Raw genomic sequence first — 25,784 nt, 5'->3', positions numbered from 1 at the left:
AAGAGGTGTTAATAAGAGGAGGGATTATGATGAAATTTTCATTTATGTCAGCCGCGGTGGCAGCAAGCGTCATATGGGGCGCGTCTGCCGGGCCGCTGTCCGAAACTCATGCTTATTCAGCCGTGACCGCGCCGGTTTTTGATGCTGATGAGGCATTGGACACGATGCATGATCTGAGTGAAACCATCGGACCGCGGGAAACCGGAACTGCGAAAGAAAAGGAAGCGGCTGAATACATATCGAATCGCCTGCGGGCTCAGGGCGCCAGTGTCAAAGTACAGTCATTTCCATTGAAAAAGTACTTTTCAGGTTCAGTCACAGCGGGAGATCATGAATTTCCGCTCCGCTCCGCTGATCAATCCGCTGTTGAAAAAGAGCTGAGAATTGAGGGAGGGATTTTTGACGGCGGCTGCGGATCACGCGATGACGTAACAGGAGCCAAAGGAAAGATTGCAGTGATACGCGAAGGAAAGATCCCCGTTTCTCAAAAGATCAAACATGCCGAACAAGCGGGAGCCAAAGCAGTCATTATTTATAATCAGACAACAAAACCGCTCGCCGTCCGTCCGCATACCGATAAAGGAATCACAATACCGGCGGCGGGTATGAAAAAAGAAGACGGTGAAGCATTGCTGAAGGAAAAGCAGGCAGTCATTCAATTTAAAAACTATAAAAACCGCACCTCACAAAATATTATAGGAACGCGCAAAGCAGCACAGGCCAACTCTTCTGATGCTGATATTATTTATGTCACAGCGCATTATGACAGCGTAAAAGGCGCACCCGGAGCGGATGACAACGCCTCAGGCACATCTGCCGTTCTGGAAATCAGCAAGCAACTCAAACACATACCGAAAGACAAAGAGATCCGCTTTATCCTGTTCGGTGCAGAAGAATTATGGTCTGCGGGTTCATCTTATTACGTCAGTACACTCACGAACAATGAAAGAAAGCACAGCCAGGCCAATTTTAATGCCGATATGATTGCGACTGACTGGGAAGAAGCGAGTCAAATGTGTGTCACGACTCCTGACGGCAAGGAAAACCCGAGCGTCCGGTATGCTGAAAAAGCCGCTGAAAAATCCCGCTTGGTCAAGCCAAACCTGATTCAGCTCGGTTACTCAGACCATGTCTCTTTTTATGAAGCAGGGATTCCGTCGGCTAACTGGATTTGGCTCAGCCCCGATACACAGGAGCCGGGGCCTTGGTATCACACCGAGAATGATAATATGAAACACATCAGCAAAGAACGATTAGAGAAAGCGGGATCACTCGTTTCTGCGGCTGTAACTGAGGCAGTGAAAGAATAAAAAAACAGGCTTCGGCCTGTTTTTTTATATTGTTTTCTGTATATTCTCTCAATTGAGGGAGATTTTCTCACTCGTTACCAGATATATACCATTTGACAGGATTTTATTTTACAAATAAAAGAAAAATAAATAGATAATACCTAATTTATAAAAGGATGTAAAACTCATTTATCAAATTTTAACTTTTGTTATAATTGCGATATCGATCGATATTTGTTTTAAATTGTAAAAAACAATACTCTTTTCTATCTATTAGGGGGCGAAAAATGAATACTGTCACAAAAGAAGCCAGCAACCTTGGTCAAAAACGGCTGTTACATCTGATTGAAACGAAGCAGGCGATTGTAGGCGTGTTAGGCATGGGATATGTGGGATTCCCTCTTGCGCTGGAATGTGTCGATAAAGGATACAATGTTATCGGATTCGACAAAAACAGTGAAAAGGTTTCCTTGTTAGCCGCCGGAAGCAGCCATATTCAAGATATAGAGGACGACAGACTGAACTCGGCTTTACAAACAAAACGCTTTCAAATCAGCGCCGACATGTCGCTCATCCAAAAATGCGACATCATTGTGATATGTGTGCCGACACCCCTGAACAAAAAAGACAAGATCCCCGATTTAACCTACATCGACAGTGCAGTTGACAGCATGATCGCTTATGGAAGGCAGCATCAGCTTTTAATTTTAGAAAGCACCACCTATCCCGGAACAACGAAAAAAAAGATTGCCGACAGAATGGCAGCAAGCCGCGGCATGAAAATAGGAACAGACTTTTTTACGGCTTATTCTCCGGAAAGAATCGATCCGGGCAACAGGCAATATGAAGTTTCAGATATTCCTAAAGTAGTCGGCGGAACCACACAGACTTGCACAGAACTTGCCTCAGCGTTTTACAGCACCATTGTTACAAGCATTCACCCGGTCACCTCACCCGAAGTAGCTGAAACAGCTAAACTCCTAGAGAATACTTATCGTTATGTCAATATAGCTCTTATCAATGAAATGGCGCTTAATTGCCGTGAACTTGATATTGATATATGGGAAGTCATCTGCGCGGCGGACACGAAGCCGTTCGGCTTTCAAAAATTTATCCCGGGCCCCGGAGTCGGAGGCCATTGTATCCCGATTGATCCTTTTTACTTCAAATGGATCGCGAATGAAAAAGGGCTGCAGACAAAATTAATTGATCTCGCGGACGAAATCAATTCCAACATGCCGATTTCTGTCTCTGACTATGCTTTGAAACTGGCGGGCAAAGACAAATGCAGCATCTTAATAATAGGGGCCGCTTATAAAAAAAATACAAATGACCCGCGTGAATCCTCAGTGTTTACGATAATGGAAGAATTGATGGACAAGGGATGCGCGATTGATTATCATGATCCGTTTATCAGCGAGATCCGCTTGAATGACGGAAGCTGCAAACAATCTGTCCCTTTCACAAAAGAACAAATCAATCAGTACAACGTCATCATCATTCATACAGATCACGATGTCATCGACTACAGTATTTTGAAGGATGCCTCACCGATTATCTTTGACACAAGAAATGTATGCAAGGAAAAATCAGCCGACAATTGCAGAGTTGTCACTTTATAGGAGGGAACGGTCATTAGTAATCGATTTATCTCTTTTCACAGACCTGATATGACAAACGAAGAAATCGCAAGCGTAACCGAAACGATTCAATCGGGCTGGATTTCGAAAGGCCCGAAGGTAATCGATTTTGAAAAAAAGCTGGGAGAATGTATAGGAGCCGAACACGTCATCAGCTGTAATTCAGGCACCGCTGCATTACATATGGCTTTATTGGCGCTCGGTGTGGGAGAAGGCGATGAAGTCATCGTGCCGAGCTTCACGTTCTGTTCCAGCGTCAATGTCATCCTGCACGCCGGAGCCGTTCCGGTGTTTGCGGATATATGCGAGAAAAGTCTATGTGCCGATCCTGAAGATGTCAGGAAGAAAATAACGCCGCGCACAAAAGCGGTAATTGCGGTTCATTTTGCCGGCTATCCGGCTGATCTGGAAAACTTGCAATCCATTTGTAAAGAAAACGGATTGTATCTGATTGAAGACGCCGCTCATGCGCTCGGTACAAAATATAACGGAAGCATGATCGGCACTCACGGCGATGCCGTGTGCTTCAGCTTTTATGCCACCAAAAATATTACAACAGGGGAAGGCGGAGCCCTCGTCATGAAAGACGAACAGGCCGCAGAAAGAGCGAGGCTGTACGGCTGGCACGGCATCACAAAAAATGCCTGGAACCGGTACGGTGAAAAAGGCAGCTGGAGATACGACGTTTTACTGCCGGGGTTCAAATATAATATGACGGATATTCAGGCCGCGCTCGGTCTGGTTCAATTGAAACGCGCAAACGAAATTCAAGAAAAACGGGAACAGATTGCTCAATTTTATGTACGTGAACTGTCAGGTCAATCTGATAAAGCGGCGCTTCCGCTTTCTGACATTCCAAGCGGCATAACGCACTCATGGCATTTATTTATTTTGCGGATTCGAGAAAACGGCGGTATGGACAGAGATCTGTTTATTGAGAAAATGAAAGAAAAACAAATCGGGCTGAGCGTGCACTTTATTCCCGTGCATTTGCATCCTTACTATAAAAAACATTTTCCTGCGGAGCTTCCGGTAACTGAACGTGTTTTCCGGGAGATCGTGTCACTGCCTCTTTACAGCCAGTTATCAGATGAGGATTGCAGCTATATTGTCAAGTCTATAAAAGAAGTTTTGACTATCAGCCAGGAGGTAGGATCATGAAACATATTGCGATTATCGGAGGAGCCGGTTTTATCGGAAGCGAACTGGCGGCATTATTACAGGCTAAAGGTTATCACACCATCATTGCAGACCAGAAGAAGCCGGCTTTTGACACTGAATACCGCCAAACGGATATCCTTGACCGGACGTCCCTCCGCGAATCACTGCGGGGAGCGGATGCGGTTGTCCATTTGGCGGCAATGGTCGGAGTGGACAGCTGCCGAAGCAATGAAGAAGACGTCATACGGGTCAATTTTGAAGGAACAAAAAATGTCACTGAGGTATGCGGTGAATTGGGAATCAGCACACTTCTTTTCTCATCGAGTTCAGAAGTGTTCGGAGATTCACCGGATTTTCCTTATACCGAGACAAGCAGAAAGCTTCCGAAATCAGCTTACGGAAAAGCCAAACTGCAATCAGAGGAATATTTGAGAGAACAGGCTTCCGACGAACTTCATATTCGGGTCGTCCGGTACTTTAATGTATACGGGCCGAAACAGCGCGAGGATTTTGTCATCAACAAGTTTTTCAGCCTGGCCGAGAATGGCTCTGAGCTGCCTCTTTACGGGGACGGCGGACAAATACGCTGCTTCAGCTACATCAGTGATATCGTCACCGGAACTTATCTCGCTCTCATTCATGAAGGAGCCGTCTTTGAAGACTTCAATATCGGGAACGACCAGCCGATCACGATAAAAGAACTGGCTGAAAAAGTCAATGTGCTCTCAGGCAGAGAGAAGGATAACTATCTGTTTAAAAAGCTGGGCGAAGACGGCGTGAGGGGAAAAGACATCGAGATTTTTAAACGGGCGCCGTCAATCGAGAAGGCGAAACGTTTGCTCGGTTACGCTCCGAAAGTAAGTCTGAATGAAGGCCTGGAGATCATAAAAGATGAAAGACAAAAGCACAAACTTTCACTTTCCTAAAAACCCGGAAGTGGTCAAATATCCCGTTTATCCCGGACAGTTTTCCGTCAGCGGCCGTCTGCGCGCAGTGAAACACTTGCTTACTGCCGGACAAAGCGGACTGACTGAAAAACTGGAAAAACGTTACGGAAAAGGGGTTGTGCTGACCTCCAGCGGCAGTGCGGCACTGGTGCTCGCATTAACTTATTCGGGGGCCGGGCCGGGGAAAGAAGTGATTTTCTCATCCTTCAGCTGCCCGAATGTCATTGATGCCGTGCTGCAATCCGGTGCGACGCCTGTGTTTGCACAGCTGGATGAGCATCTATCCTTATCTTTTGAGGATGTCAAAAAAAAAGTGACAAGGCAGACGTGTGCGGTTATCCTCACACATGTATACGGCCGGAGAGAAAATACCGCCATCATTGACTGGGCGAAGGAAAACGGAATTGCTGTCATTGATGATGCCGCTCAAGCCATGTTTACAAAACAAGCGGATACATTTGCCGGCGGTTTGGGCGATTTCGGCATTTTAAGCTTCGGCCCCTCAAAGCCGCTTGCGAGTATCGGAGGCGGCGCGTTAATCGCGCCGAAAGAATGGCTTCGGCAAAAAGCAAATCTCCCGATGGAACAGCGCAGCCAAGTGGCAGCTGACTATCAAATCTATATAAGAAATCAAAGAATCCAGGCTGTAATGAAACGGAAACGGCATCATCCTATTTCATATATGTTTAGAAAAGCGGGCGCCATGCCTTCCATGAAAGCCACAAAGCTCGAAGCTCTGCCGGATAAACCGGCTGTTGTACCGGTGCTTCGCATGCATCCGGCAAGGGAAGCCATTATTGATGATCAGCTTTCACGTATGGATCAGCTTGTAACAGCTTCGCTCCGAAACTTAGAGACGGCGGGAGAAATCTTTGCAAAGGCGGAAGAAACAAACGGCATAAGAATGATCCAGCCCCAAGAAGGAGAACATCTGAATTATTTAACGGTTGTATTTCCCCGGGATGAAGAGCGGTACGGGTGTTCCGTTTATTTAGCCGAAAGAGGCATCCAAACATGCTGGAACTATCTTCCTCTCGAACGTATTCCGATTTATGAAACATACGCGGGAGAAGGCGGGGAAGACCCGCTTTGGAAGAGAGTTCTTTCCCTGCCGTTTAAACCTCCTCTTCAAAAGAAGCAAGTCAGATATATAGCCGAATCCGTTTTATCATATTGTGAGCAACAGAATAAGACTGAATAGTGGTGATAACTATGCAAAAAACAGCAGTATGCACGACCCGCCAGGCATGGGATCGGGCCGCTGACATGTATCAGGCGGGATTGTTTCAAAGCTATGATTGGGGAATCCTCATGGAAGAGCTTCCCGGCACGTCATTTCACCCTGTCAGACTGACAACGGACGGAGGACAAGTCATCTATCTCCCGCTTTTTGAACAGAAGGGCGTATTATCCGGCAACATGATCGGATACGGCGGCGTTATTTCAGATCGCCCCATCTCATTTGAATGGCTTCAAAGTGAAATCCAGGCCATATTCGGCCGGAACATATCCCGGATGCTGCTGCCGTACGGTCAGACTTCTTTTACAGAAGAAATCAGGGAAGGATGGACGGAAAAGGCGACACGTATTCTTTCGCTTCCGGACACGTTTGACGAACTTTGGACGGGCATTTCCGGAAAAGCCCGGACGGCAGTCAGATACGCTGAAAAAGAGAATATTGTCACCCGGCTGATCGGGCGAAAAGAACTTAGCGCGTTTTATGACCTCTACAAAGAGCATACGGCGGCAATCGGCGCAGCTTATGTGCTGAGCCAGGGCTTTTTCCAAAAGCTGCTTGACACGTTTGCGGACCGGATGTTTTGGATCGGAGCATATCAGGATGAGACGCTGATCAGCAGCAGTATTTTTCTCTATGACCGCTCTCATTTCTATTATTGGCAGAATGTAAACAGCCTGGCGGGAAAAAAAGCGCAGGCCTCTTACTTATTGATGCGTGACGCCCTGCAATTCGCCATTTGCCGCAAGCTTCAATGGGCTGATTTTGGCTATTCACACAGTAAAGAAATCGCAAGACCGAAACGATATTGGGGAGCTGAAGAAAAACAATGCCGACTTTTTACGAAACCGGAATGAAAACAATAAGCGGCCATCAATCCAGTTATCTGCCGTGGTACGGTTTTTTTGAAAAAATGTATAAGTCGGATCTGTTTGCCATTCATGACACAGCTCAATTTGAGAAAAAAGGATTTCTCAACCGCAACAGAATCAAAACGCCGCAAGGCCCCAGATGGCTGACAGTGCCTTTGCAGATGAAACAATATAAAGACATAGAGCTTCGGCATATGAAAATCGACCAGACACAGGATTGGCGGAAAAAACATTGGATGGCGATTAAAATGAACTATGCGAAAGCTCCCTATTTTGAGCGATACCAGCATTTTTTTCAAGATGTCTATCAGCGGGAGTGGGAATATCTCCATGATTTGAATATGCACATCATTGAATTTTTCCGAAAAGAGCTCCGAATTGAAACGCCGCTCTGTTATGTCTCTGAGCTTGAATGCCGGAAGGAGAAAAAAAGCGATTTTGTTTTAGCGCTTTGTCAGGAGCTGGGGGCGGACCGTTATTATTCAGGCAGTCAGGGTTCCGACTATTTAATAGAAAGCGATTTTGAAAGAAACGGAATTGTCATTGAGTATCAGCAGATCCGGCATTTTGGCTATCCTCAATTATTCGGGGAGCATATCCCTCACCTCTCCATGCTCGATATGCTGATGAACTGCGGAGCGGATACAGCTGAAATGTTAGTTAAAGGAGGGCAATATGATGAAAGTAATGGTATTTGCAGCGCATCCCGACGATGAAATTATCGGCGTCGGCGGCACGCTCGCCAAACATGTCCGCCAAGGTGACAGCGTGTCGGCAGTCATTATGGCGGAAGGCAAATCATCAAGAAAAACGGATTACAAAAAGCCTGAAGATTCTGTTATGGAGCATTCTAATCAAGAAACGGAGCAGGCGCTCAGCACTTTGGGCATCCATGATTTTGTCAGGCTGAACCTTCCTGATAACAGAATGGATTCAATGGATTTGCTGGATGTCGTGAAGGAAGCGGAGAAACAAATCTATCGTTTTCAGCCTGACATTGTGTATACCCAGTACGGCGGTGACATTAATATTGACCACTCCGTCGTATTCAGAGCGGTCATGACGGCAACCCGTCCGCTTCCCGGTCATACGGTAAAACGGGTTTTTGCCTATGAAACATTGTCTTCGACGGAATGGAATTACTGTCAGAAGGATCAGTTTCATGCCAATTTCTTCGTTAATATTGAAGACGAGCTTGAAACGAAATTGAAATCGATGGCGTGTTACGGCTCCGAGCTCAGAGACTTCCCTCATCCCCGCTCTTTGCAGGCGATCGAACATAATGCCCATGTGTGGGGAGCAAAATCGGGTTTTACCGCTGCGGAAGCGTTTATGCTTGTGAGAGGAACATGGTGACTGTCCTATGATTGCTCAAATTCCGTTTTTCGGACTTGATCCGAAGCAAATCGATGAGAAATGGGTGGAAGCGGGATACGGTCTGGAAGCGAATATTTTTGACGGCCATTCCTTTGGGGAAGCGGATTATCTCAAAACATTCAATCAGACGCTGGAATATGCGAACCAGCTTGATCCTTCATTATTGACGCTGCATTTCCCGACAGATCATGCCGATTATGTGAATGAAGATCACATCAAAAAACAGCTTTATCACTTTGCGGAGCTCGCTGTGAAATACGGCGCCAAAGGCATAACCGTTCATGCGAATCAATTTATGACGGTTGAGGAATTTCAAGTCTATGACCTGGAAGGAAACCGTAAAAAAATCGTTGAGTTTTTCGCGGAGTTTGATGAGCGGCTGAAAGGGACGGACATCTGGATCGGTGTGGAAAACCTTCCGATCATCGGGAATCTGGGAGAGGATTTTGATCCGATTTTCATTTATCCTGAGGATTTTACAGAGCTGGTGCAGATGGATCTGAAGCATGTCGGTATTACGTGGGATCTGTGCCATTGGGCGATTACCTATCAGACTCACTTGTCATCTGCCCTTATGTTCAGAAATGATCAGCTGAAATATCCCGATTTCTTTCAGTTTCTGTCGATAAAAGAGAGCATTAAGCATTATCACTTCAGCTCATTTCGCCAGCTTGCGTTCCCGCATGGCGGCGTCCGCTGTTTTGAGGGCCGCCATCCGAGTGAAGGGACGATCGCTGAGGAGCTGCTGAGACGGGCTGCCGATACTTTGCAGGAGCTTTATCGGAATCAAGATACCGGCATTGTATTTGAGGTGATGGAAGAGGATTATACGGAAAGACGGGAATCATGGAGAACGCTGGAATGGTTCGGCGGTGTTTCTGATGACGAGGATCAAAAAAGGGCCTGATATGACATATCGAACACCGAACTATGCAAAGCTTTGGTGTGCACAGGTGTTTTCTTCAGCAGCGGACGGGGTCTGGCTTATTGCACTGCCGCTGTTAGTGCTGGAATTGACCGGCAGCAAAATTCTTGTCGGCGTTATTTCTTTTATCGAACTCGTGCCGTTGACATTTGGCGTGCTGGCGGGACCGCTGATTGATTTATTCCGAAAAAAGTCGATCTTGTATTTGTGCAATACGGGCCGGGCCGTCATCATGATCCTCTTGGCGGTGCTCAGCGCGAACGATTTATTAACCGTGTGGATAGCCGGGGTGTGCGCCTTTTGTCTATCTCTGCAATCGATGCTGTTTGCGCCGGCGAAAGTCGCGATCATTCCGCTGCTCGTCCGCAAACAGCATCTTGATCAGGCGACATCTCTGATCAATACGAGTGACTTGATCGGACTCATCGTCGGAAAATTGATCAGCGGGATCATGATTGCGGCTATTCCGTTCGGGATGCTGTTTGCCATAAACGGAACTGCTTTTTTGATCTCCGCGGCATTTATCGCGTTCATTCGTATTTTAGAACAGCCCAATGAAAAAAGAAACGGAACTGAAGATGTAAAATCCGGTTACAGAATGCTGAAAGGAAATGCGGCATGGCTGACATCGGTCGGATACTTTTTCGTCGTAAATCTCGTCATTGCCGGCCTTATTTCAGTAATGGGGCCGATTCTTGCTGTGGAGCGTTTTCAGCAGAACTATTCTGTATGGTTTGCCGTCATGTATTCAATGTTTCAGGCGGGGATGCTTTTGGGCAATCTGGCCGTATTTTTCAAATGGAATACAAAACGCTTGAACCGGCTGTACCCGCGGACGTTAACGGCAGCGGGACTGCTCATTATGCTCCTGTTTTTTCCCCTTCATGGGTTTGAGTGCATCATCTTCCTGGTGCTTGGCATCATCATCTCGTATATTGATGTGCAAACGGTGCTGTATTTCCAAAAGACGGTTCCGGCCGCATATTTCGGAAGGGTCTTTGCACTGATTTTTTCCATTGTCAAAATGGGTGAACCGCTGTCGGCCGCTGTCTACACAGGGCTTCTGCTGTTGATGTATGCGGATTATATTTTTGCGGCGGTCGGACTGACCCTTACGATCGTTTTTGCTGTTTTTTCAGTCAGACAAGGGAGTCAAAGAAATACAGAGAAACAAGCGGATCAATCCGTCTGAATGGTAAACGAAGGGGCGCCGATGTCAGCCGGCGCCCTTTTTATCATAAATCCAAATAAAGCCGTATCATATCCCGGCATTGAATGCCGTTTTCAAAAATGTCTTCATCATAATGTCTGATAAAAAAATCATGGTCGACAGCCTGAATGCGGAATCCGCATTTTTGATAGAGTGACAGCTGATGAATACTGGAATTTCCGGTGCCGATTTCAATCGTGTCAGCCCCCGATTGTCTCGCTTTTTCAATGGCATCCCGCACCAGCTGTTTTCCGAATCCCCTGTTCTGCAGCGATTCTTTTACCGCGATGTTTACGATTTCTATCGTTTTAGGCCTTGTTTGCAATAAAACGTAAACCCCTGCAAGCTCGTCTGACGTCCAAGCCGTATAGCATTCTCCTCTTACAAGATAATCATCGACAATCTCCCTCGACGGATCGGCCAGCAGCAATAGTTTATACAGCGCTTCATCCGGCTCCGCGGCTTTTCGGATGCTCAGTTTTTGCATGTCCGTTTCTCCTCCTTTGTTATGATCGACAGCTATTTTTGAAAATAACTCCAAAATCATTCTACTTTATTATAAAATATGAAACATAGGAAAAGTTATACAAGTTTTGCAGATTGAATAGGAGGAAAGTCATGTTTTTTTGTAAGCATTGCGGCCAGCAGAACAATGAAGAAGCGCATTTCTGTAAAGAATGCGGAAAACCGATCGGGAAAGGAAGCCGGCTGGAGCGGCAGGCGGCTGTAAAAGCGGCTGAACCTGCTTCACAAATGAGAAAGCCGATCCCTAAAAAAACGCTCTTCATGTGGGGCGGCATTGCCGCAGCGCTGATCTTATTGATTGCCGCATATAAAACCGGAGCCTGGCTGACATCTGAAAAAAGGCTCACGGATCAATTCGAACAGGCGGTTCATGACGGGGACACGAAAAAGCTCGCAGCCCTGCTCACTCCTTCAGACAAAAAACTGAAGCTGAATGAGACCAATGTCAAACCGCTCCTTGCATACGCAAAGAAACACGATGAACTGCTGGCAGCGCTTCGCGGCAATTCATCAGAAAAAGATGCGGTATACGTAAAAAAAGAGGGAAAAACCCTTCTTTTGTTTGACCATTACGAACTGAAAGTCGATCCGGTTTATTTCCGCGTCACCAGCAATTATAAAGGCGCCGATCTTTATATCAACAGCGAGAAAACAGGTACGGTCAAAAAAGCCGATGAAACCCAAATCTTCGGCCCGTATGCACCCGGTGTCTACACGGCGGAAGCCAAGCTTAAAAATGAGACGGTTGACGTTGTCAAAAAACAAGAGGCAGAGGCGGCCGGCAGCCGGAATGTTGAGTTTGACCTGCCGTTAGATGCCGAGGATGTGACATTCACTCCGGCAGACAGCTTCAAAAGCGCGAAAGGCGATCTGCTGATAAACGGCAAGTCCGTCCATAAAGATCCGTTTACATCCGTTACATACGGTCCGCTCTTAACTGACGGTTCCATGACAGCCGCCGTGGAGGCTGATTTTCCTTGGGGAAAAATGAAAACTGCCGATGTTCCGATCAACGGTACTGATATGGAATTAACGCTTATCCCGGATCAAGATACACAACAAACAATCATGGACACGATTGTCAAAACAACGAAGCAGTATACAAAAGCGATGGCAGACGGAAATACCGATCAGATGACCGAGGCTGGTTCCGCCTGGAAAGAGCAGACGAAAGAAGTGGTATCCGGCATGAAGAGTTCCGGCACCTTTTTGAAGGATCAGTATAAAGAGACAAGCTTTGATCTGGATTCATTTGCGATTTCTCAAGAGAACGGCCGCTGGCAAGTAACTGTTACGGGTAAAGAGCTTCATGAGTCTGCTTATTTCGACGGGAATACGAAGCCTGATATGGAAGAGGCTGAGCCGAGCTTTCATTATGTACTCTCATATGATACAAAACATAAAAAATGGGTTTTCGAAAAAGCTGATCCAGCCTCAGATTCTTCTGGGACAAATGTAAAAAAAATAAAAAACGACCAGCCGAAAACCTATACATCCGCATGGGCATCTTCCAAAGGAAATACAGCTTCAGGCAGCGTGACAAACGAGCAAGTCACATCGTTTATGACTGATTACCTGACAAATCAATCAAGCGCCGTCAGCCTTAACAATTTTGCCATCATGGCGGGCAATTTAGAAGAGGGAAGCCCTTTGTATGCAGATCAGCAGAAACTGGTCAAAAAACTGCACAGCGAGGGGACGACCGAAGTATTTAATGAAGTGAATGTCAAAAGCTTTTCACAGAAAGGCTCTCATCTGACGATTCATACGTACGAGGAGTTTTATATTACGAAAGCCGGCGGGAGTCCGAAGCTCAGATCATACAATTGGACGTATGGCGGCGTTGTTAAAGACGGAAGAATTTATTTAACATCCATTCAATAAAAAAACCCCCGCGCCAATCAGGCGGCGGGGGTTTCCGTTTTTAAAAGAAGAAATAATTCATGAGTTCTTTTATATAATGCTTGATCGTGAATTGAAATGTTACGCAAATGATCAAATAGATGACGATAACAGAATAAATGATATCCGCCTTAGTAGTGAGCTGATGCTGATAGCTCGCCAGCATGAGCGGAGGCACGGCAAACGCCGCTCCTAAAAGACCGACAGCCAGAATGGTGAAGCAAACGGTTGTATGAAGCAGCATAAAAATAAGTGCAAGAAGCAAAATAGCTGTAAACGGAATCAAAAAGGCCCCGAATCTGGACAGCGAATCTTTAAATGACACCTGGGCGCCGCCGGCCTTCAAAGCGATAAAAATCAAGAGATACAGGCAAAAAACGCATAATGCAAAGGTAAGCGCCGGTTTGACCACAACCGCGGTAAAACTGATGTCACGAAAGCCGTCTGATAGGAGAATATAAAACATAATCGGCGTCACCAGACAGAAAAGCACCATGTTGATGATGCTGCTGACAAGCTGTTCGCCGCCTGTCGTTTTACATGTTTGGTACGGTCGCTTTAACACATCAAGCACGAATAAGGCAAATTGCTTTGAAGCCTGCTTAGCCGCGGCGCCGGCCTGAGCGGCCTGGCCCTGCGTTTGGCCTGCGCCTCCCTGCCCGGGCTGGGGCGCCCCGCACTTTTCACAAAACTTCCCGCCATCAGTATGATGGCCGCATTGAGAACAATACATTCTAAAACTCCTTTTACAAGTAATATAGGGATTTTGTTCAATATTTACATTATAAAAGAAAATAGGGCGGATGTAACGGAGTTTTCTAAAGATATACAAATCACCTTCTCTATGAATTGATAATAGAGAAAAAGTACCCTTTATGGTAGAATTTTATTGGAGCTGATAGATATCATGTCTCTCGGCGCATTGATTCAGAGTGAAAAAGGAAATTAACGCATGCTAAAAAAATTGAAAATGCTTTATCGGCTGTTGAAATTCGGAAAAGGCTTATGGAGATAGCAAACGGAAAAAACCGTCCTTACAAGGACGGTTTTTTCTGTTTCCGGATCGTCCGGCTGAGGTTATAAAAAGCAGACCCCGGGGTAAAAACCATGCATAAGAAACAGCGGAGAACAAAACATAACTCAATAACGGCAAGTCATAAGGAGGTACGCATGTTTTCATTCATCATTCATGTCTTCATTTCACTGTTTGCAGTCTCCAATCCCATCGGAAACGTGCCGATTTTTCTTTCACTGACGGAAGGGTACTCGGAGAAAGAACGGACAGCGATCGCGCGCAAGGCTTCCGTGCTGTCGTTTATCATCTTGGCGGCTTTTTTAATCTTCGGCCATCTGATCTTTAAACTGTTTGACATTAACATTCATGCCTTACGTATCGCGGGCGGCATTTTTATTTTCGGCATCGCTTATAATCTTCTGAACGCGAAGAAATCTCATGTACAGTCTCTCCATCATGAAGAGAAAGGGGAGAGCAAGGAGAAAGCTGATATATCTGTGACACCTTTGTCGATTCCGATTATCGCCGGACCCGGTACGATCGCGACGGTGATGAGTCTGTCGGCCGGCCATGGCGGCATCATCCATTACATCAGCGTGCTTATTGGCATTGCGGCCGTCATCGCGATGACGTTCATCTTCTTTCACTATTCTTCTTTCATCAGCAATAAGCTCGGGAAAACCGAAATGAACGTCATTACCCGACTGATGGGGCTGATTTTGGCGGTGGTGGCGATCGGCATGATCGGCGCCGGTCTGAAAGGCATGTTCCCGATATTGGTTTCCTGACTTAAAAAAGCAGCGCCCGGTTATCTTCGGGTGCTGCTTTTTTCTATTTTCGGCACATGCTGAAACACTTCTTCACTCTCAAAAAATTCTATCAAACGGCTCAGCCAGTCATAATAATGGAGCCAATCCGTCAGTTCATCCAAAAGCTGACGGGCTTTTTCTTCAATATCGGGACTGAGATTTTCCGATTCCAGAAGCTCAGTCAGCTCGCGGTTCAGCTTTTTATAGAGCATTTTGTTTTTGCTGACCGCCTTTGTCCAATTTGCCGTAAACAGGGAGATAAACGTCTGGTAATAATCACGCTCGACGTCGTAAAGGTCTTTCCGAACGCCTTTTTCAAACACTTTTTCAGCCAGATTGGCATCGGTCATTTCGCGGACCACCTGGCTCATCCTCGTTTTGCTCATCCCGGTCGCCTCTGACAGCTCATTTAACGTCATCGGCTTGCGGTTCATATAAATAATACCGAGCACACGTCCCAGTGTGGCCGGCATTCCGAATGTATGCATATTCTCGGCGATTCTCTCAATGAGATGCTCTTCAGCATGCCCGATGATATCAAGAGCGTTTTTTTCCACGGCTGATCATCCCTTCACTGGCTTTTCATGCTGACAATATATCATATTTTTTACAGTTGATGAAAAAGATGATGCGGCAGGATATGCGAGCTATCGGGAGCGATTGTAAGAACATCCGCATTGTCAGCGGGATAACATGAAAAAATACGTATATTGTATATAATTTCAACACATTGTAAACTTTTTATTTTACAAATTTCATCTTATAATAAAGATTATACTTTTCAGAAAAATAACGGAACCCTTCGGAGGTGCACGGATTGCTGAGATTAGAAAATGTATCAAAAGTCTATAAAGGCGGAAAAAAAGCTGTCAACAGCATTGATTTAAATATCGAAAAAGGCGAGTTTATTTGTTTTATCGGGCCGAGCGGCTGCGGAAAAACGACGACGATGAAAATGATTAACAGACTGATTGAGCCGTCATCCGGAAAGATTTTTATCGATGGCGAAAACATTATGGAGCAGGACCCGGTGGAGCTGAGACGGAAAATCGGCTACGTCATTCAGCAGATCGGACTTTTCCCTCATATGACCATTCAGCAGAACATTTCCCTCGTGCCGAAACTGCTGAAATGGCCGGAACAAAAGCGGAAGGAACGGGCTCGGGAGCTTTTGAAGCTCGTCGATATGGGCCCTGAATATTTAGACCGCTATCCTCACGAGCTGAGCGGGGGACAGCAGCAGAGAATCGGCGTGCTGCGCGCCCTTGCAGCGGAACCTCCCCTTATTCTCATGGATGAACCGTTCGGAGCGCTTGACCCGATTACGCGGGATTCCCTTCAGGAAGAATTCAAAAAACTGCAAAGAACATTGAATAAAACGATTGTGTTTGTAACCCACGATATGGATGAAGCCATTAAGCTGGCTGACCGGATCGTCATTTTAAAAGCGGGAGAGATCGTTCAGGCCGGCACTCCTGATGACATCCTCAGGAATCCGGCTAATGAGTTTGTCGAAGAATTTATCGGCAAAGAACGGTTATTGCAATCAAGACCGGATATTGAACGCGTCGAGCAGATGATGAACAAAAAGCCCGTGACCGTTACGGCGGACAAAACGCTTTCGCAGGCGATCCAGGTGATGCGGGAACACCGTGTCGATTCCCTGCTTGTCGTTGATGACCTGAATGTGCTGCAAGGATATGTTGATGTCGAAATCATTGATCAGAACCGGAAAAAAGCGAGCCTCGTCGGCGACGTGCTCCGCTCTGATCTGTATACGGTCGAGCAGGGGACACTGCTGCGCGATACCGTACGCAAAATTTTAAAGCGCGGAATGAAATATGTACCCGTCGTTGATGAACAAAGGCATTTAGTCGGAATTGTCACGAGAGCGAGCCTTGTCGACATCGTTTACGATTCAATCTGGGGCGAGGAAGACCAGCTGGTGACAGGCTGACAAGGGAGGAACGCTTACAATGAATGAAATGATCAAGTTTTTGCAGACGAACGGCGGAGAACTTTTATATAAAACGTGGGAGCATTTATACATTTCGATTATCGCCGTCATATTAGGCATTGTCGTCGCCGTTCCGCTCGGAGTGGCGCTGACGAGAATGAAAAAGGGCGCAGGCGCCGTCATCGGCGCCGTCAACATTGTGCAGACCTTGCCGAGTCTCGCGATACTGGCGTTTTTTATCCCGCTGTTAGGCGTGGGAAAGGTGCCCGCGATCGTCGCGCTGTTTTTCTATTCGGTGCTGCCGATTCTCCGGAACACGTATACCGGCATTCAAGGCGTAAACAAAAATCTGCTGGAATCGGGAAAAGGCATCGGCATGACGGTCTGGGAGCAGATCAGGCTTGTGGAACTGCCGCTTGCGGTTCCGGTGATCATGGCGGGCATCCGCACATCCACCATTTATCTGATCGGCTGGGCGACGCTTGCTTCCTTTATCGGGGGCGGCGGGCTCGGAGACTATATTTTTATCGGCCTGAATCTCTATCAGCCTGAATATATTATCGGCGGCGCCGTGCCGGTCACCATTTTAGCCATTATCATTGATTATCTGCTGGCGGCGACGGAACGGAAGGTGACGCCGAAAGGGCTGAAAGGGCTGAAGGAAGTATCATAAGGAGTTGGCTGTTGTGAAAAGAAACCAAAAGAGATGGATGTGCGCACTGGCGCTGTCAGCTGCTCTGCTTCTAGGCGGCTGTTCCCTTCCCGGCCTGAGCGGGGCTTCCGATGATACGATTAAAATCGGGGCGCAAAGCATGACGGAATCAGAAATTATCGCCAATATGCTCGCACAGATGATTGAACACAATACAGACTTGAATACGGCATTAATTAAAAACCTCGGATCGAACTATGTCCAGCAGCAGGCGATGCTCGGCGGTGAAATCGATATCGCCGCGACGCGCTACTCGGGAACGGATTTAACGAGCACTCTCGGCATGGAAGCGGAAAAAGACCCGAAAAAAGCATTATCCATCGTACAGAAAGAATTTGAGAAACGCTTCCATTACAAATGGTTTGATTCTTACGGATTTGAGAACACATACGCTTTTACCGTCACGAAAGAGCTTGCGGAAAAAGACCATTTAGACAAAGTGTCCGATATTAAGAAGCATGCGGATCAATTTAAGCTCGGTGTAGACAATGCGTGGCTGAAAAGAAAAGGCGACGGCTATAAAGGCTTTACCGACACGTACGGCTTTGAATTCGGCACAACCTATCCGATGCAGATCGGACTTGTATACGATGCCGTGAAAAACGGGAAAATGGACGCCGTCCTCGCTTATTCAACGGACGGACGGATTAAAGCGTACGATCTGAAAATTTTAAAAGACGACAAGCAGTTTTTCCCGCCGTATGACTGTTCGCCGGTCATTCCCGACAGCGTGCTGAAGCAGCATCCTGAACTGAAGGGCATTGTGAATAAACTGATCGGCAAAATCGATACGGAAACGATGCAGGAATTGAATTACGAGGTGGACGGCAAGCTGAAAGAACCGTCCGTCGTCGCTAAAGAATTTTTGGAGAAACATCATTATTTTGAATAAGAAATGAGGTGGAGCAAATGGAAGTGCTGCAGCAGTTCGGCACTTATTATTCTCAAAACGGCGCCTATGTGCTTCAGGAGTTTTACCGCCATTTTCTCATGTCGGTATACGGCGTTTTATTTGCGGCGATCGTCGGGGTTCCGCTCGGCATCTTCATTGCCAGGTACAGAACATTAAGCGGCTGGGTATTCGCGGTGACAAACGTGATTCAGACCGTGCCGGCGCTTGCGATGCTTGCGGTGCTGATGCTCGTCATGGGGCTCGGCGCCAATACGGTGATATTGTCGCTGTTTTTATATTCGCTTCTTCCGATCATCCGGAATACGTACACGGGAATCGCCAGCATTGAACACGCTTATCTTGAATCGGGAAAAGCGATGGGCATGACCAAATTTCAGGTGCTCCGCATGGTGGAGCTGCCGCTTGCGCTTTCCGTCATCATGGCGGGGCTGCGGACGGCGCTCGTCATCGCGATCGGCATTACGGCAATCGGTACGTTTGTCGGCGCGGGCGGACTCGGTGACATCATTGTCAGGGGCTCAAACGCCACGAACGGAACCGCGATTATTTTGGCCGGCGCCATTCCGACAGCGCTGATGGCCGTTATCGCAGATCTTGTGATGGCATGGCTGGAGCGGGCGCTGAGTCCGGTGAGAAAGAAAAAACGAACCAAAGCGCCGAATGCGGCATGAAAAAAACGCCTTGCGGGTCAGGGCGTTTTTTTCTTATGGCTTCGGAACATGCTTGAAAATTTCTTCGCTTTCAAAAAACTCGATCAGACGGCTGATCCAGTTGTAGTAATCAAGCCAATCCTTTAATTCTTTCAGCAGTTCGTTGATTTTTTCCTCAGCTTCTTCCGGCACGCCGTTTTCAAGGACGGCCGTCAGTTCGCGGTTCAGCTTTTTATGCATCATTTTATTTTTGCTGACGACCTTGCTCCATGTGGCCGTAAACAGCGTAATAAAGGTTTGGTAATAATCCTGCTCGACGTCGTATAAATCTTTGCGGACGCCTTTTTCAAACACTTTTTCCGCCAGATTGACGTCAAGCATTTCACGGACCGCCTGACTCATTCTCGTCTTGCTCATGCCGGTCGCTTCTGATAATTCAGTTAAGGTCATCGGCTTGCGGTTCATATAAATAATGCCTAAAATGCGCCCCACCGTCGCGGGCATTCCGAATGTATGCATATTTTCAGCGATTCGTTCTATCAAATGATCTTCAGCTTGTTCGATTACGTGTAACGGATCTTTCTCCAACAGTTTCAATCCTTTCAGTCAGCAATTCCGATGTCAATATACCACATTTTTAAACCGGCGGAAATGCTCTTCCGAGAGAATTTGGCAGTAATCCGGAGCAATAAGAAGAACTTTGCCGGTCAATACGGGTTAATCAATGCTTACACAACCTTTATATATAATATGGACAAATTGTAAACTTTTTAATTTACAAAGTTTAATTTATAATGGAAAACGTTCAATTGTCTGAAAAGTTAAATTTGAATTTAACGAATTGAATAAATTTAATCATGGAGGTGTGAGTGTTTGCTGACATTAGAAAATGTCTCGAAAATGTATAAAGGCGGGAAAAAAGCCGTCAACAGCATCAACCTGAATATCGCCAAAGGCGAATTTATTTGTTTTATCGGGCCGAGCGGCTGCGGCAAAACGACGACGATGAAAATGATCAACCGCTTAATTGAACCGACAGAAGGCAGAATCCTGATAGAGGGCCGAAACATTTTGGAACAAGACCCGGTGGAACTCAGAAGAAGCATCGGCTATGTCATCCAGCAGATCGGGCTGTTTCCGCATATGACCATTCAGCAGAACATTACGCTCGTTCCGAAGCTTTTAAAGCATCCTGCCGAAAAACGGAAGGAACGGGCGCGGGAGCTTTTAAAGCTCGTTGATATGGGTCCTGAATATTTAGACCGTTACCCTCATGAACTGAGCGGAGGACAGCAGCAGCGAATAGGTGTATTACGGGCACTTGCCGCAGAGCCGCCGCTCATCTTAATGGATGAACCGTTCGGGGCGCTTGACCCGATTACGAGAGATTCCCTTCAGGAAGAATTTAAAAAACTGCAAAAAACCTTACATAAAACCATCGTATTTGTTACCCATGATATGGACGAAGCCATCAAGCTTGCGGACAGAATCGTCATTCTGAAAGCGGGAGAAATCGTCCAGGCCGGAACGCCTGATGAGATTCTCAGATTTCCGGCGAATGAATTTGTTGAGGAGTTTATCGGCAAGGAACGGCTGATCCAATCATCCAGCCCTGATATTGAACGGGTGGAGCAGATCATGAATCCCGATCCCGTGACGGTAACACCTGAGAAAACACTGTCAGCCGCCATTCAGCTGATGCGTGCCGAGCGGGTGGATTCGCTGCTCGTCATTGATGAAAAGAACGTTCTCCAAGGTTATGTCGATGTGGAGATGATTGACCGCAAACGAAGACAAGCGGTAACCGTCGCGGAAGTGCTTGAGCGGGATCTGTACACGGTCAGAAGCGGCACTCTGCTTCGCGACGCCGTCCATAAAATTTTAAAAAGAGGCATGAAATTTGTGCCGGTCATTGATGAAGCCGGCCGGCTAACGGGAATCGTGACAAGGGCAAGCCTCGTTGACATCGTCTATGACTCCATCTGGGGAGAAGAGAATCAGCTCGCGGTGATGTCATGAGGAGGCTTCAATTGATATGAATCAGATCGTGCAATTTTTACAGGCAAATGGAGGAGAGATGCTTTATAAAACATGGGAGCATCTGTACATCTCATTAATCGCCGTCATGGCGGGCATTCTCGCCGCCGTTCCGCTCGGCGTCGTGCTGACGAGGATGAAAAGAGGAGCCGGCGCCGTCATCGGCATCGTCAACATCATTCAAACCTTGCCGAGCCTTGCCATTCTTGCGTTTTTTATTCCGCTTTTAGGCGTAGGAAAGGTCCCGGCCGTTGCGGCGCTGTTTTTCTATTCCATGCTGCCGATTCTCAGAAACACGTATACGGGGATTCTCGGCGTCAATCGGCATCTTCTGGAATCGGGAAAAGGAATCGGCATGACGGCATGGGAGCAGATCAGGCTTGTAGAGCTCCCGCTTGCCGCTCCGGTCATCATGGCGGGCATCAGGACGTCTTCGATTTATTTAATCGGCTGGGCGACGCTCGCCTCCTTTATCGGCGGAGGCGGGCTGGGAGATTACATTTTTATCGGCTTGAACCTTTACCAGCCGGAGTATATTATCGCAGGCGCCGTTCCGGTCACAGTGCTGGCGGCAGCCGTCGATTACATGCTGGGGATGACAGAACGGAAAGTCACGCCTGACGGGCTGAAAAGCATAAAGGACGCTTCATAAGGAGGAGGTCTCTCATGGGGAATAGATGCAAAAAACGGCTGCTCGCAATCGCCTGTATCGGCATGCTGCTCCTTGGCGGATGCTCGCTCCCGGGATTGAGCGCCGCATCGGAGGACACCATTAAAATCGGCGCGCAAAGCATGACCGAATCAGAAATCATCGCGAGCATGCTCGGACAGATGATCGAACATCACAGCGGGTTGAAGACAACGGTTATTAAAAATCTCGGCTCCAATGCCGTACAGCAGCAATCCTTGATAAACGGTGATATTGATATCGCCGCGACGCGCTATACAGGAGACGCGCTGACGGGCACGCTTCGCATGGAGCCGGAAAAAGACCCGGACAAAGCGCTGCGGCTCGTTCAGCGTGAATTTCAAAACAGATATGACATGAAATGGTTTGATTCTTACGGCTTTGATAATACATACGTCTTTACCGTTTCCGGACAGCTTGCCCGCAAGTATCATTTAGAATCGGTATCCGATGTCAAAAAAGAAGCGTCTCATCTGAAATTCGGCGTCGATAACTACTGGATGAAGCTGAGAGGCAACGGATATCAGGATTTTATGAACACATACGGAATGTCATTTGAAGGTACGTATCCGATGCAGATCGGCCTTGTTTACGACGCGCTGAAAAGCAGAAAGATGGATATCGCGCTCGCTTATTCCACCGACGGAAGAATCATCGCTTACGGACTGAAAACGCTGAAGGATGATAAGCGGTTCTTTCCTCCGTATGACTGTTCACCCGTCGTTCCGGATCAAGTATTAAAAGAGCATCCCGAACTGGAGGGCGTGATCAATAAAATGATCGGCGCGATTGATACAAAGATGATGCAGAAAATGAATTACGAAGTTGACGGCCGATTAAAAGAGCCGTCCGTCGTGGCCAAGGAATATTTAGAAAAACATCATTACTTTGAATAACGGAAAGGAGATGTGCGGATGGACACGATGAAGGAGCTGTTTACGTATTATGCTCAAAACGGCAGTTATGTTCTGTATGAGTGCTGGCGGCACTTTCTCATGTCGGCGTACGGCGTCGTTTTCGCCGCCGTTCTCGCCATTCCGGCCGGAATTGTGACAGCAAGGCACGGGCGTCTCGCCGGCTGGGTGTTTGCTGTGGCGAACGTGATTCAAACCGTTCCGGCGCTTGCGATGCTCGCCGTCCTGATGCTCGTCATGGGACTCGGCGCCAATACGGTCATCACGGCTTTGTTTCTGTATTCACTGCTGCCGATTCTCAGAAATACGCACACGGGCATTATCAATATCGAGCACGCTTATCTCGAGTCGGGAAAGGCGATGGGCATGACGAAATACCAAATCCTTCGTATGGTGGAGCTGCCGCTTGCGCTTTCCGTCATTATGGCGGGTCTCCGAACGGCGCTCGTCATTGCCATCGGCATCACGGCGATCGGCACCTTCGTCGGGGCGGGCGGCCTCGGCGATATGATCGTCAGAGGGTCGAACGCGACAAACGGAACCGCCATTATTTTGGCGGGCGCCATCCCGACCGCGCTGATGGCGGTAGCCGCAGACCTGCTGATGGCGTGGCTGGAACGAGCCCTCAGCCCGGTGAAAAAACAAAAAAGAAAGCTGATCGTACGCTCAGCCTCATGAAAAAAAGCATTCTTCCGCGTGAAGGATGCTTTTTTTTGATTTCTTGATTAAATTTTGATAACTGCGCTGTAAAGTCTTACTTATCAAATAACAAAGCAGAGGGGTAATCAAATGAGCAACATCTTAGAAACGAGACAGCTCCAAAAATCATTCGGCAGACAACAGGCAGTGGCTGATGTGTCTCTATCGGTTAAGCGCAACAGTATATACGGCCTGCTCGGTCCGAACGGCGCCGGAAAATCAACGACTCTTAAAATATTGACCGGAATCTTGCAGCAAACATCCGGCGAGGTTCTGTTCGACGGACATACATGGAAGCGCGAAGATTTGAAAAGCATCGGTTCCCTGATTGAAGCGCCGCCGCTTTACAGCAACTTGACAGCCGCTGAAAATCTGAAAGTCCGCTGCGTGATGCTCGGACTGCCTGATTCAAGAATTGCGGAAGTGCTGGAAATCACGGGATTAACGGGAACCGGAAAAAAGCGCGCCGGACAATTTTCTATGGGAATGAAGCAGCGTCTCGGCATTGCGTTAGCATTATTAAACCGTCCGTCGCTCTTAATTCTTGATGAGCCGACAAACGGATTGGACCCGATGGGAATTCAGGATTTGCGGGAATTTATCCGCTCCCTGCCCGGACAGGGAATGACGGTTATTTTATCTAGCCACCTGTTATCAGAAGTCGAGCAGATCGCAGACCATATCGGAATTATCAGTGACGGCGTTTTAGGATATCAGGGAGAAATCAGCCGGGAAGACGATCTGGAGCGGCTGTTTCTGGAAATAGTCAAATCAACACGGGAGAAAGCGGGGACAGGAAAATGATTCAGTACATGCAGGCGGAACACCTTACATCTAAAAGAACATTTATCAGAAAGCTGATCATTCTTATCCCGCTTCTGAACACGGCTTTTTCTTTTCTGCTGAATGCCGCCTATTTTATGACGGGCACGTTCAATTGGTGGGCGGTTATTTTCATGCCGCTCATGATTGCTCTAATGTGCGGTTTATCTGTTAAAAAAGAGAAAAAATCTGCGATTGACCGCGCGGTGTACTCACTGCCGGCTGACTTGAAGAGCATATGGTTCTCAAAAATAAGCTTGATCGCGCTATATTCACTCCTGTCGCAAATCGTCTTTTTAGTCATCATGTTTTTGCTTGGCCTTGTGTTTCCGGCAATTGCTGCGGTTCAGCTGAAAGGTATTGAAGCAAGCTCTCTTTTGTGGCTGACGACGCTTTGGGAAATTCCGTTCTGCTTATGGATTGCCAGACAGTTCGGGTTTACGGCAGTCATCCTCATGAATATGATCGCCGCCTTTGTTTTAGGCATTGTGCCGGCGTCAGGTTCATTGTGGTGGCTGAGTCCATGGAGCTGGTCAGTCCGGGTGATGTCACCGATTCTCGGGATCCATCCGAACGGAATTCCGCTTCCCGCAAACAGCGGCTTATTAAACGGAAACGTGATCATTCCGGCTATTATTCTTTCTATTCTTTCTTTTATCGCGGTAAGTTTTGTTTCCGCCGTGTCTTTTTCAAAAGGGGGAAACCGGTCATGACCGTGCTTTTACGATATATGTGGGCCGATGTATTAAAAATGAAGCGTACGCCGCTCATATGGATGCATGCTGCGGCGCCGGTTTTATGCGCGGGATTTTTCCTGTTGTATATGTATGGAAGGGTTCAGGAGCCTTATATGCTGTACAGTGTGTTTTTCAGCGCGATTGCTGTTTTATACCCTTTAATCATCAGTATTGTCTGCGGCATGTCTGCCTCGGTTGAGGAACAGGCGGGCCATTTTCAGATGATGCTGGCGGTTCCGCATTCTAAAATCATCAGTTTTGCGGGCAAGCTGCTTCTATTGCTGCTGTTGAATGTGTTATCGATAGGTCTTGCCATCTGTCTTTATTTGGCGGGGATGAAATTTGTTCTTCACATCAATGATCTCCCGTATCTTCTCTTTTTAAAAGGAGGGGCGTGGCTGATTGCCGGCAGTATTCCGCTTTATATGATGTCTTTTTTTGTCGGCATAAAATACGGCATGGGGCCGTCCGGGCTTTTAGGGGGTGCGGGATTATTAATGGCGGCGCTCATGAATACGGGACTTGGCGATATCATCTGGCGTTTTTTCCCGTGGGCATGGAGCGTGCGGCTTTCAGGCCTTGCAGGACTGCTGCATTTTGACAAAGTCAAAAAAGAGTTCCTCCCTTATGTAAGATACGATATGAGATTCGGAGAAATAATGTTATATTTTTCTATAGTGATATTATGTCTGGCCGGCCTCTATTGGTGCAGAAGATGGGAAGGGCGGCGTTCATATGAATAAAGG

Annotated in this window: 27 protein-coding genes; 23 read left to right on the top strand and 4 right to left on the bottom strand. The window is 47.2% G+C overall.

Annotation, left to right across the window (positions count from 1 at the left end; genetic code table 11):
- Window positions 1-29 precede the first annotated feature (29 nt).
- The 10 genes from NYE42_RS17005 (at window position 30) to NYE42_RS16960 (ending at window position 10,640) form a co-directional block, all read left to right on the top strand.
- The gene (locus NYE42_RS17005) at window positions 30-1,310 is read left to right on the top strand and encodes a M20/M25/M40 family metallo-hydrolase (protein WP_031378317.1); all 1,281 of its coding nucleotides are present in this window, start codon (window positions 30-32) and stop codon (window positions 1,308-1,310) included.
- Between the two features lie 266 nt (window positions 1,311-1,576).
- Window positions 1,577-2,911 (top strand): nucleotide sugar dehydrogenase, encoded by a 1,335-nt coding sequence (locus NYE42_RS17000; protein ID WP_064116018.1) that lies wholly within the window; start codon window positions 1,577-1,579, stop codon window positions 2,909-2,911.
- Between the two features lie 48 nt (window positions 2,912-2,959).
- Entirely contained in the window at window positions 2,960-4,090 is a 1,131-nt protein-coding gene (locus NYE42_RS16995) for a DegT/DnrJ/EryC1/StrS family aminotransferase (protein ID WP_032876966.1), read from the top strand.
- Window positions 4,087-5,016, top strand: a complete 930-nt coding sequence (locus tag NYE42_RS16990) for an NAD(P)-dependent oxidoreductase (RefSeq protein ID WP_032867004.1) — start codon at window positions 4,087-4,089, stop codon at window positions 5,014-5,016. The genes NYE42_RS16995 and NYE42_RS16990 overlap by 4 nt, the downstream gene beginning before the upstream one ends.
- Entirely contained in the window at window positions 4,982-6,238 is a 1,257-nt protein-coding gene (locus NYE42_RS16985; protein ID WP_095352646.1) for an aminotransferase class V-fold PLP-dependent enzyme, read from the top strand. Before NYE42_RS16990 ends, NYE42_RS16985 begins: the two co-directional genes overlap by 35 nt.
- A gap of 11 nt (window positions 6,239-6,249) precedes the next feature.
- Entirely contained in the window at window positions 6,250-7,131 is an 882-nt protein-coding gene (locus NYE42_RS16980) for a GNAT family N-acetyltransferase (protein ID WP_031378320.1), read from the top strand.
- A complete protein-coding gene (locus tag NYE42_RS16975; protein WP_007409964.1) occupies window positions 7,104-7,862 on the top strand; it encodes a WbqC family protein in 759 nt (252 codons plus the stop codon). The genes NYE42_RS16980 and NYE42_RS16975 overlap by 28 nt, the downstream gene beginning before the upstream one ends.
- Window positions 7,825-8,502, top strand: a complete 678-nt coding sequence (locus NYE42_RS16970) for a PIG-L family deacetylase (RefSeq protein ID WP_095352647.1) — start codon at window positions 7,825-7,827, stop codon at window positions 8,500-8,502. The genes NYE42_RS16975 and NYE42_RS16970 overlap by 38 nt, the downstream gene beginning before the upstream one ends.
- 7 nt (window positions 8,503-8,509) lie before the next feature.
- Window positions 8,510-9,430: a TIM barrel protein gene (locus NYE42_RS16965; protein ID WP_064107785.1), complete on the top strand. Its 921-nt coding sequence runs from the start codon at window positions 8,510-8,512 to the stop codon at window positions 9,428-9,430.
- The gene (locus NYE42_RS16960; protein WP_095352648.1) at window positions 9,405-10,640 is read left to right on the top strand and encodes an MFS transporter; all 1,236 of its coding nucleotides are present in this window, start codon (window positions 9,405-9,407) and stop codon (window positions 10,638-10,640) included. Before NYE42_RS16965 ends, NYE42_RS16960 begins: the two co-directional genes overlap by 26 nt.
- Window positions 10,641-10,683: 43 nt before the next feature.
- Here the strand turns inward: NYE42_RS16960 and NYE42_RS16955 are convergent, their stop codons facing one another.
- On the bottom strand, window positions 10,684-11,145 hold the full coding sequence (locus NYE42_RS16955; RefSeq protein WP_095352649.1) for a GNAT family N-acetyltransferase: 462 nt from the start codon (window positions 11,143-11,145) through the stop codon (window positions 10,684-10,686).
- A gap of 131 nt (window positions 11,146-11,276) precedes the next feature.
- On the opposite strand from NYE42_RS16955, the gene NYE42_RS16950 reads away from it, so the two are divergent.
- On the top strand, window positions 11,277-13,067 hold the full coding sequence (locus tag NYE42_RS16950) for a zinc ribbon domain-containing protein (protein WP_015418239.1): 1,791 nt from the start codon (window positions 11,277-11,279) through the stop codon (window positions 13,065-13,067).
- Window positions 13,068-13,107: 40 nt separating this feature from the next.
- Here NYE42_RS16950 and NYE42_RS16945 read toward each other — a convergent pair whose 3' ends face one another.
- Window positions 13,108-13,818 carry a hypothetical protein gene (locus tag NYE42_RS16945; RefSeq protein WP_015418238.1) on the bottom strand — a complete coding sequence of 237 codons (711 nt, stop codon included), beginning with the start codon at window positions 13,816-13,818 and terminating at the stop codon, window positions 13,108-13,110.
- A gap of 437 nt (window positions 13,819-14,255) precedes the next feature.
- Here NYE42_RS16945 and NYE42_RS16940 point away from each other — a divergent pair, with 437 nt between their 5' ends.
- Entirely contained in the window at window positions 14,256-14,888 is a 633-nt protein-coding gene (locus tag NYE42_RS16940) for an NAAT family transporter (protein WP_025649294.1), read from the top strand.
- A 20-nt stretch (window positions 14,889-14,908) separates the two neighbouring features.
- Here NYE42_RS16940 and NYE42_RS16935 read toward each other — a convergent pair whose 3' ends face one another.
- On the bottom strand, window positions 14,909-15,466 hold the full coding sequence (locus tag NYE42_RS16935; protein WP_014418904.1) for a GbsR/MarR family transcriptional regulator: 558 nt from the start codon (window positions 15,464-15,466) through the stop codon (window positions 14,909-14,911).
- Between the two features lie 260 nt (window positions 15,467-15,726).
- Here NYE42_RS16935 and opuCA point away from each other — a divergent pair, with 260 nt between their 5' ends.
- The 4 genes from opuCA to opuCD are packed head-to-tail and all read left to right on the top strand — an operon-like array spanning window position 15,727 to window position 19,162.
- Complete coding sequence (gene opuCA / locus NYE42_RS16930; RefSeq protein WP_003151651.1) at window positions 15,727-16,866, top strand: osmoprotectant ABC transporter ATP-binding protein OpuCA; 1,140 nt, start codon at window positions 15,727-15,729, stop codon at window positions 16,864-16,866.
- 19 nt (window positions 16,867-16,885) lie between these two features.
- A complete protein-coding gene (locus tag NYE42_RS16925) occupies window positions 16,886-17,539 on the top strand; it encodes an ABC transporter permease (protein ID WP_003151654.1) in 654 nt (217 codons plus the stop codon).
- 37 nt (window positions 17,540-17,576) lie between these two features.
- Complete coding sequence (gene opuCC, locus NYE42_RS16920; RefSeq protein WP_088005516.1) at window positions 17,577-18,470, top strand: osmoprotectant ABC transporter substrate-binding lipoprotein OpuCC; 894 nt, start codon at window positions 17,577-17,579, stop codon at window positions 18,468-18,470.
- Between the two features lie 17 nt (window positions 18,471-18,487).
- Window positions 18,488-19,162, top strand: coding sequence for a glycine betaine/carnitine/choline/choline sulfate ABC transporter permease OpuCD (gene opuCD / locus NYE42_RS16915; RefSeq protein WP_199022162.1), 675 nt, complete (start codon window positions 18,488-18,490; stop codon window positions 19,160-19,162).
- 33 nt (window positions 19,163-19,195) lie between these two features.
- On the opposite strand, the gene NYE42_RS16910 is transcribed toward opuCD, so the two are convergent.
- Window positions 19,196-19,729 carry a GbsR/MarR family transcriptional regulator gene (locus NYE42_RS16910; RefSeq protein ID WP_003151660.1) on the bottom strand — a complete coding sequence of 178 codons (534 nt, stop codon included), beginning with the start codon at window positions 19,727-19,729 and terminating at the stop codon, window positions 19,196-19,198.
- 285 nt (window positions 19,730-20,014) lie between these two features.
- On the opposite strand from NYE42_RS16910, the gene NYE42_RS16905 reads away from it, so the two are divergent.
- The 7 genes from NYE42_RS16905 to NYE42_RS16875 all read left to right on the top strand — a co-directional run bounded on the left by NYE42_RS16905 (window position 20,015) and on the right by NYE42_RS16875 (window position 25,781).
- The gene (locus NYE42_RS16905) at window positions 20,015-21,160 is read left to right on the top strand and encodes a betaine/proline/choline family ABC transporter ATP-binding protein (protein ID WP_064116012.1); all 1,146 of its coding nucleotides are present in this window, start codon (window positions 20,015-20,017) and stop codon (window positions 21,158-21,160) included.
- Between the two features lie 16 nt (window positions 21,161-21,176).
- On the top strand, window positions 21,177-21,830 hold the full coding sequence (locus tag NYE42_RS16900) for an ABC transporter permease (protein ID WP_064116011.1): 654 nt from the start codon (window positions 21,177-21,179) through the stop codon (window positions 21,828-21,830).
- 62 nt (window positions 21,831-21,892) lie between these two features.
- Window positions 21,893-22,762: an osmoprotectant ABC transporter substrate-binding protein gene (locus NYE42_RS16895; RefSeq protein ID WP_223252814.1), complete on the top strand. Its 870-nt coding sequence runs from the start codon at window positions 21,893-21,895 to the stop codon at window positions 22,760-22,762.
- Between the two features lie 18 nt (window positions 22,763-22,780).
- A complete protein-coding gene (locus tag NYE42_RS16890; protein ID WP_015240601.1) occupies window positions 22,781-23,458 on the top strand; it encodes an ABC transporter permease in 678 nt (225 codons plus the stop codon).
- Window positions 23,459-23,569: 111 nt separating this feature from the next.
- On the top strand, window positions 23,570-24,283 hold the full coding sequence (locus NYE42_RS16885) for a lantibiotic protection ABC transporter ATP-binding protein (protein WP_199022161.1): 714 nt from the start codon (window positions 23,570-23,572) through the stop codon (window positions 24,281-24,283).
- On the top strand, window positions 24,280-25,014 hold the full coding sequence (locus NYE42_RS16880) for a lantibiotic immunity ABC transporter MutE/EpiE family permease subunit (RefSeq protein ID WP_199022160.1): 735 nt from the start codon (window positions 24,280-24,282) through the stop codon (window positions 25,012-25,014). Before NYE42_RS16885 ends, NYE42_RS16880 begins: the two co-directional genes overlap by 4 nt.
- Entirely contained in the window at window positions 25,011-25,781 is a 771-nt protein-coding gene (locus NYE42_RS16875; protein WP_352426605.1) for a lantibiotic immunity ABC transporter MutG family permease subunit, read from the top strand. Before NYE42_RS16880 ends, NYE42_RS16875 begins: the two co-directional genes overlap by 4 nt.
- Window positions 25,782-25,784 lie beyond the last annotated feature (3 nt).

This window comes from Bacillus sp. FSL K6-2865 (assembly GCF_040311405.1).
Classification (GTDB): domain Bacteria; phylum Bacillota; class Bacilli; order Bacillales; family Bacillaceae; genus Bacillus; species Bacillus velezensis.
The sequence above is the reverse complement of the archived record's forward strand: the minus strand, read 5'-3'. Positions and strand labels throughout refer to the sequence as shown.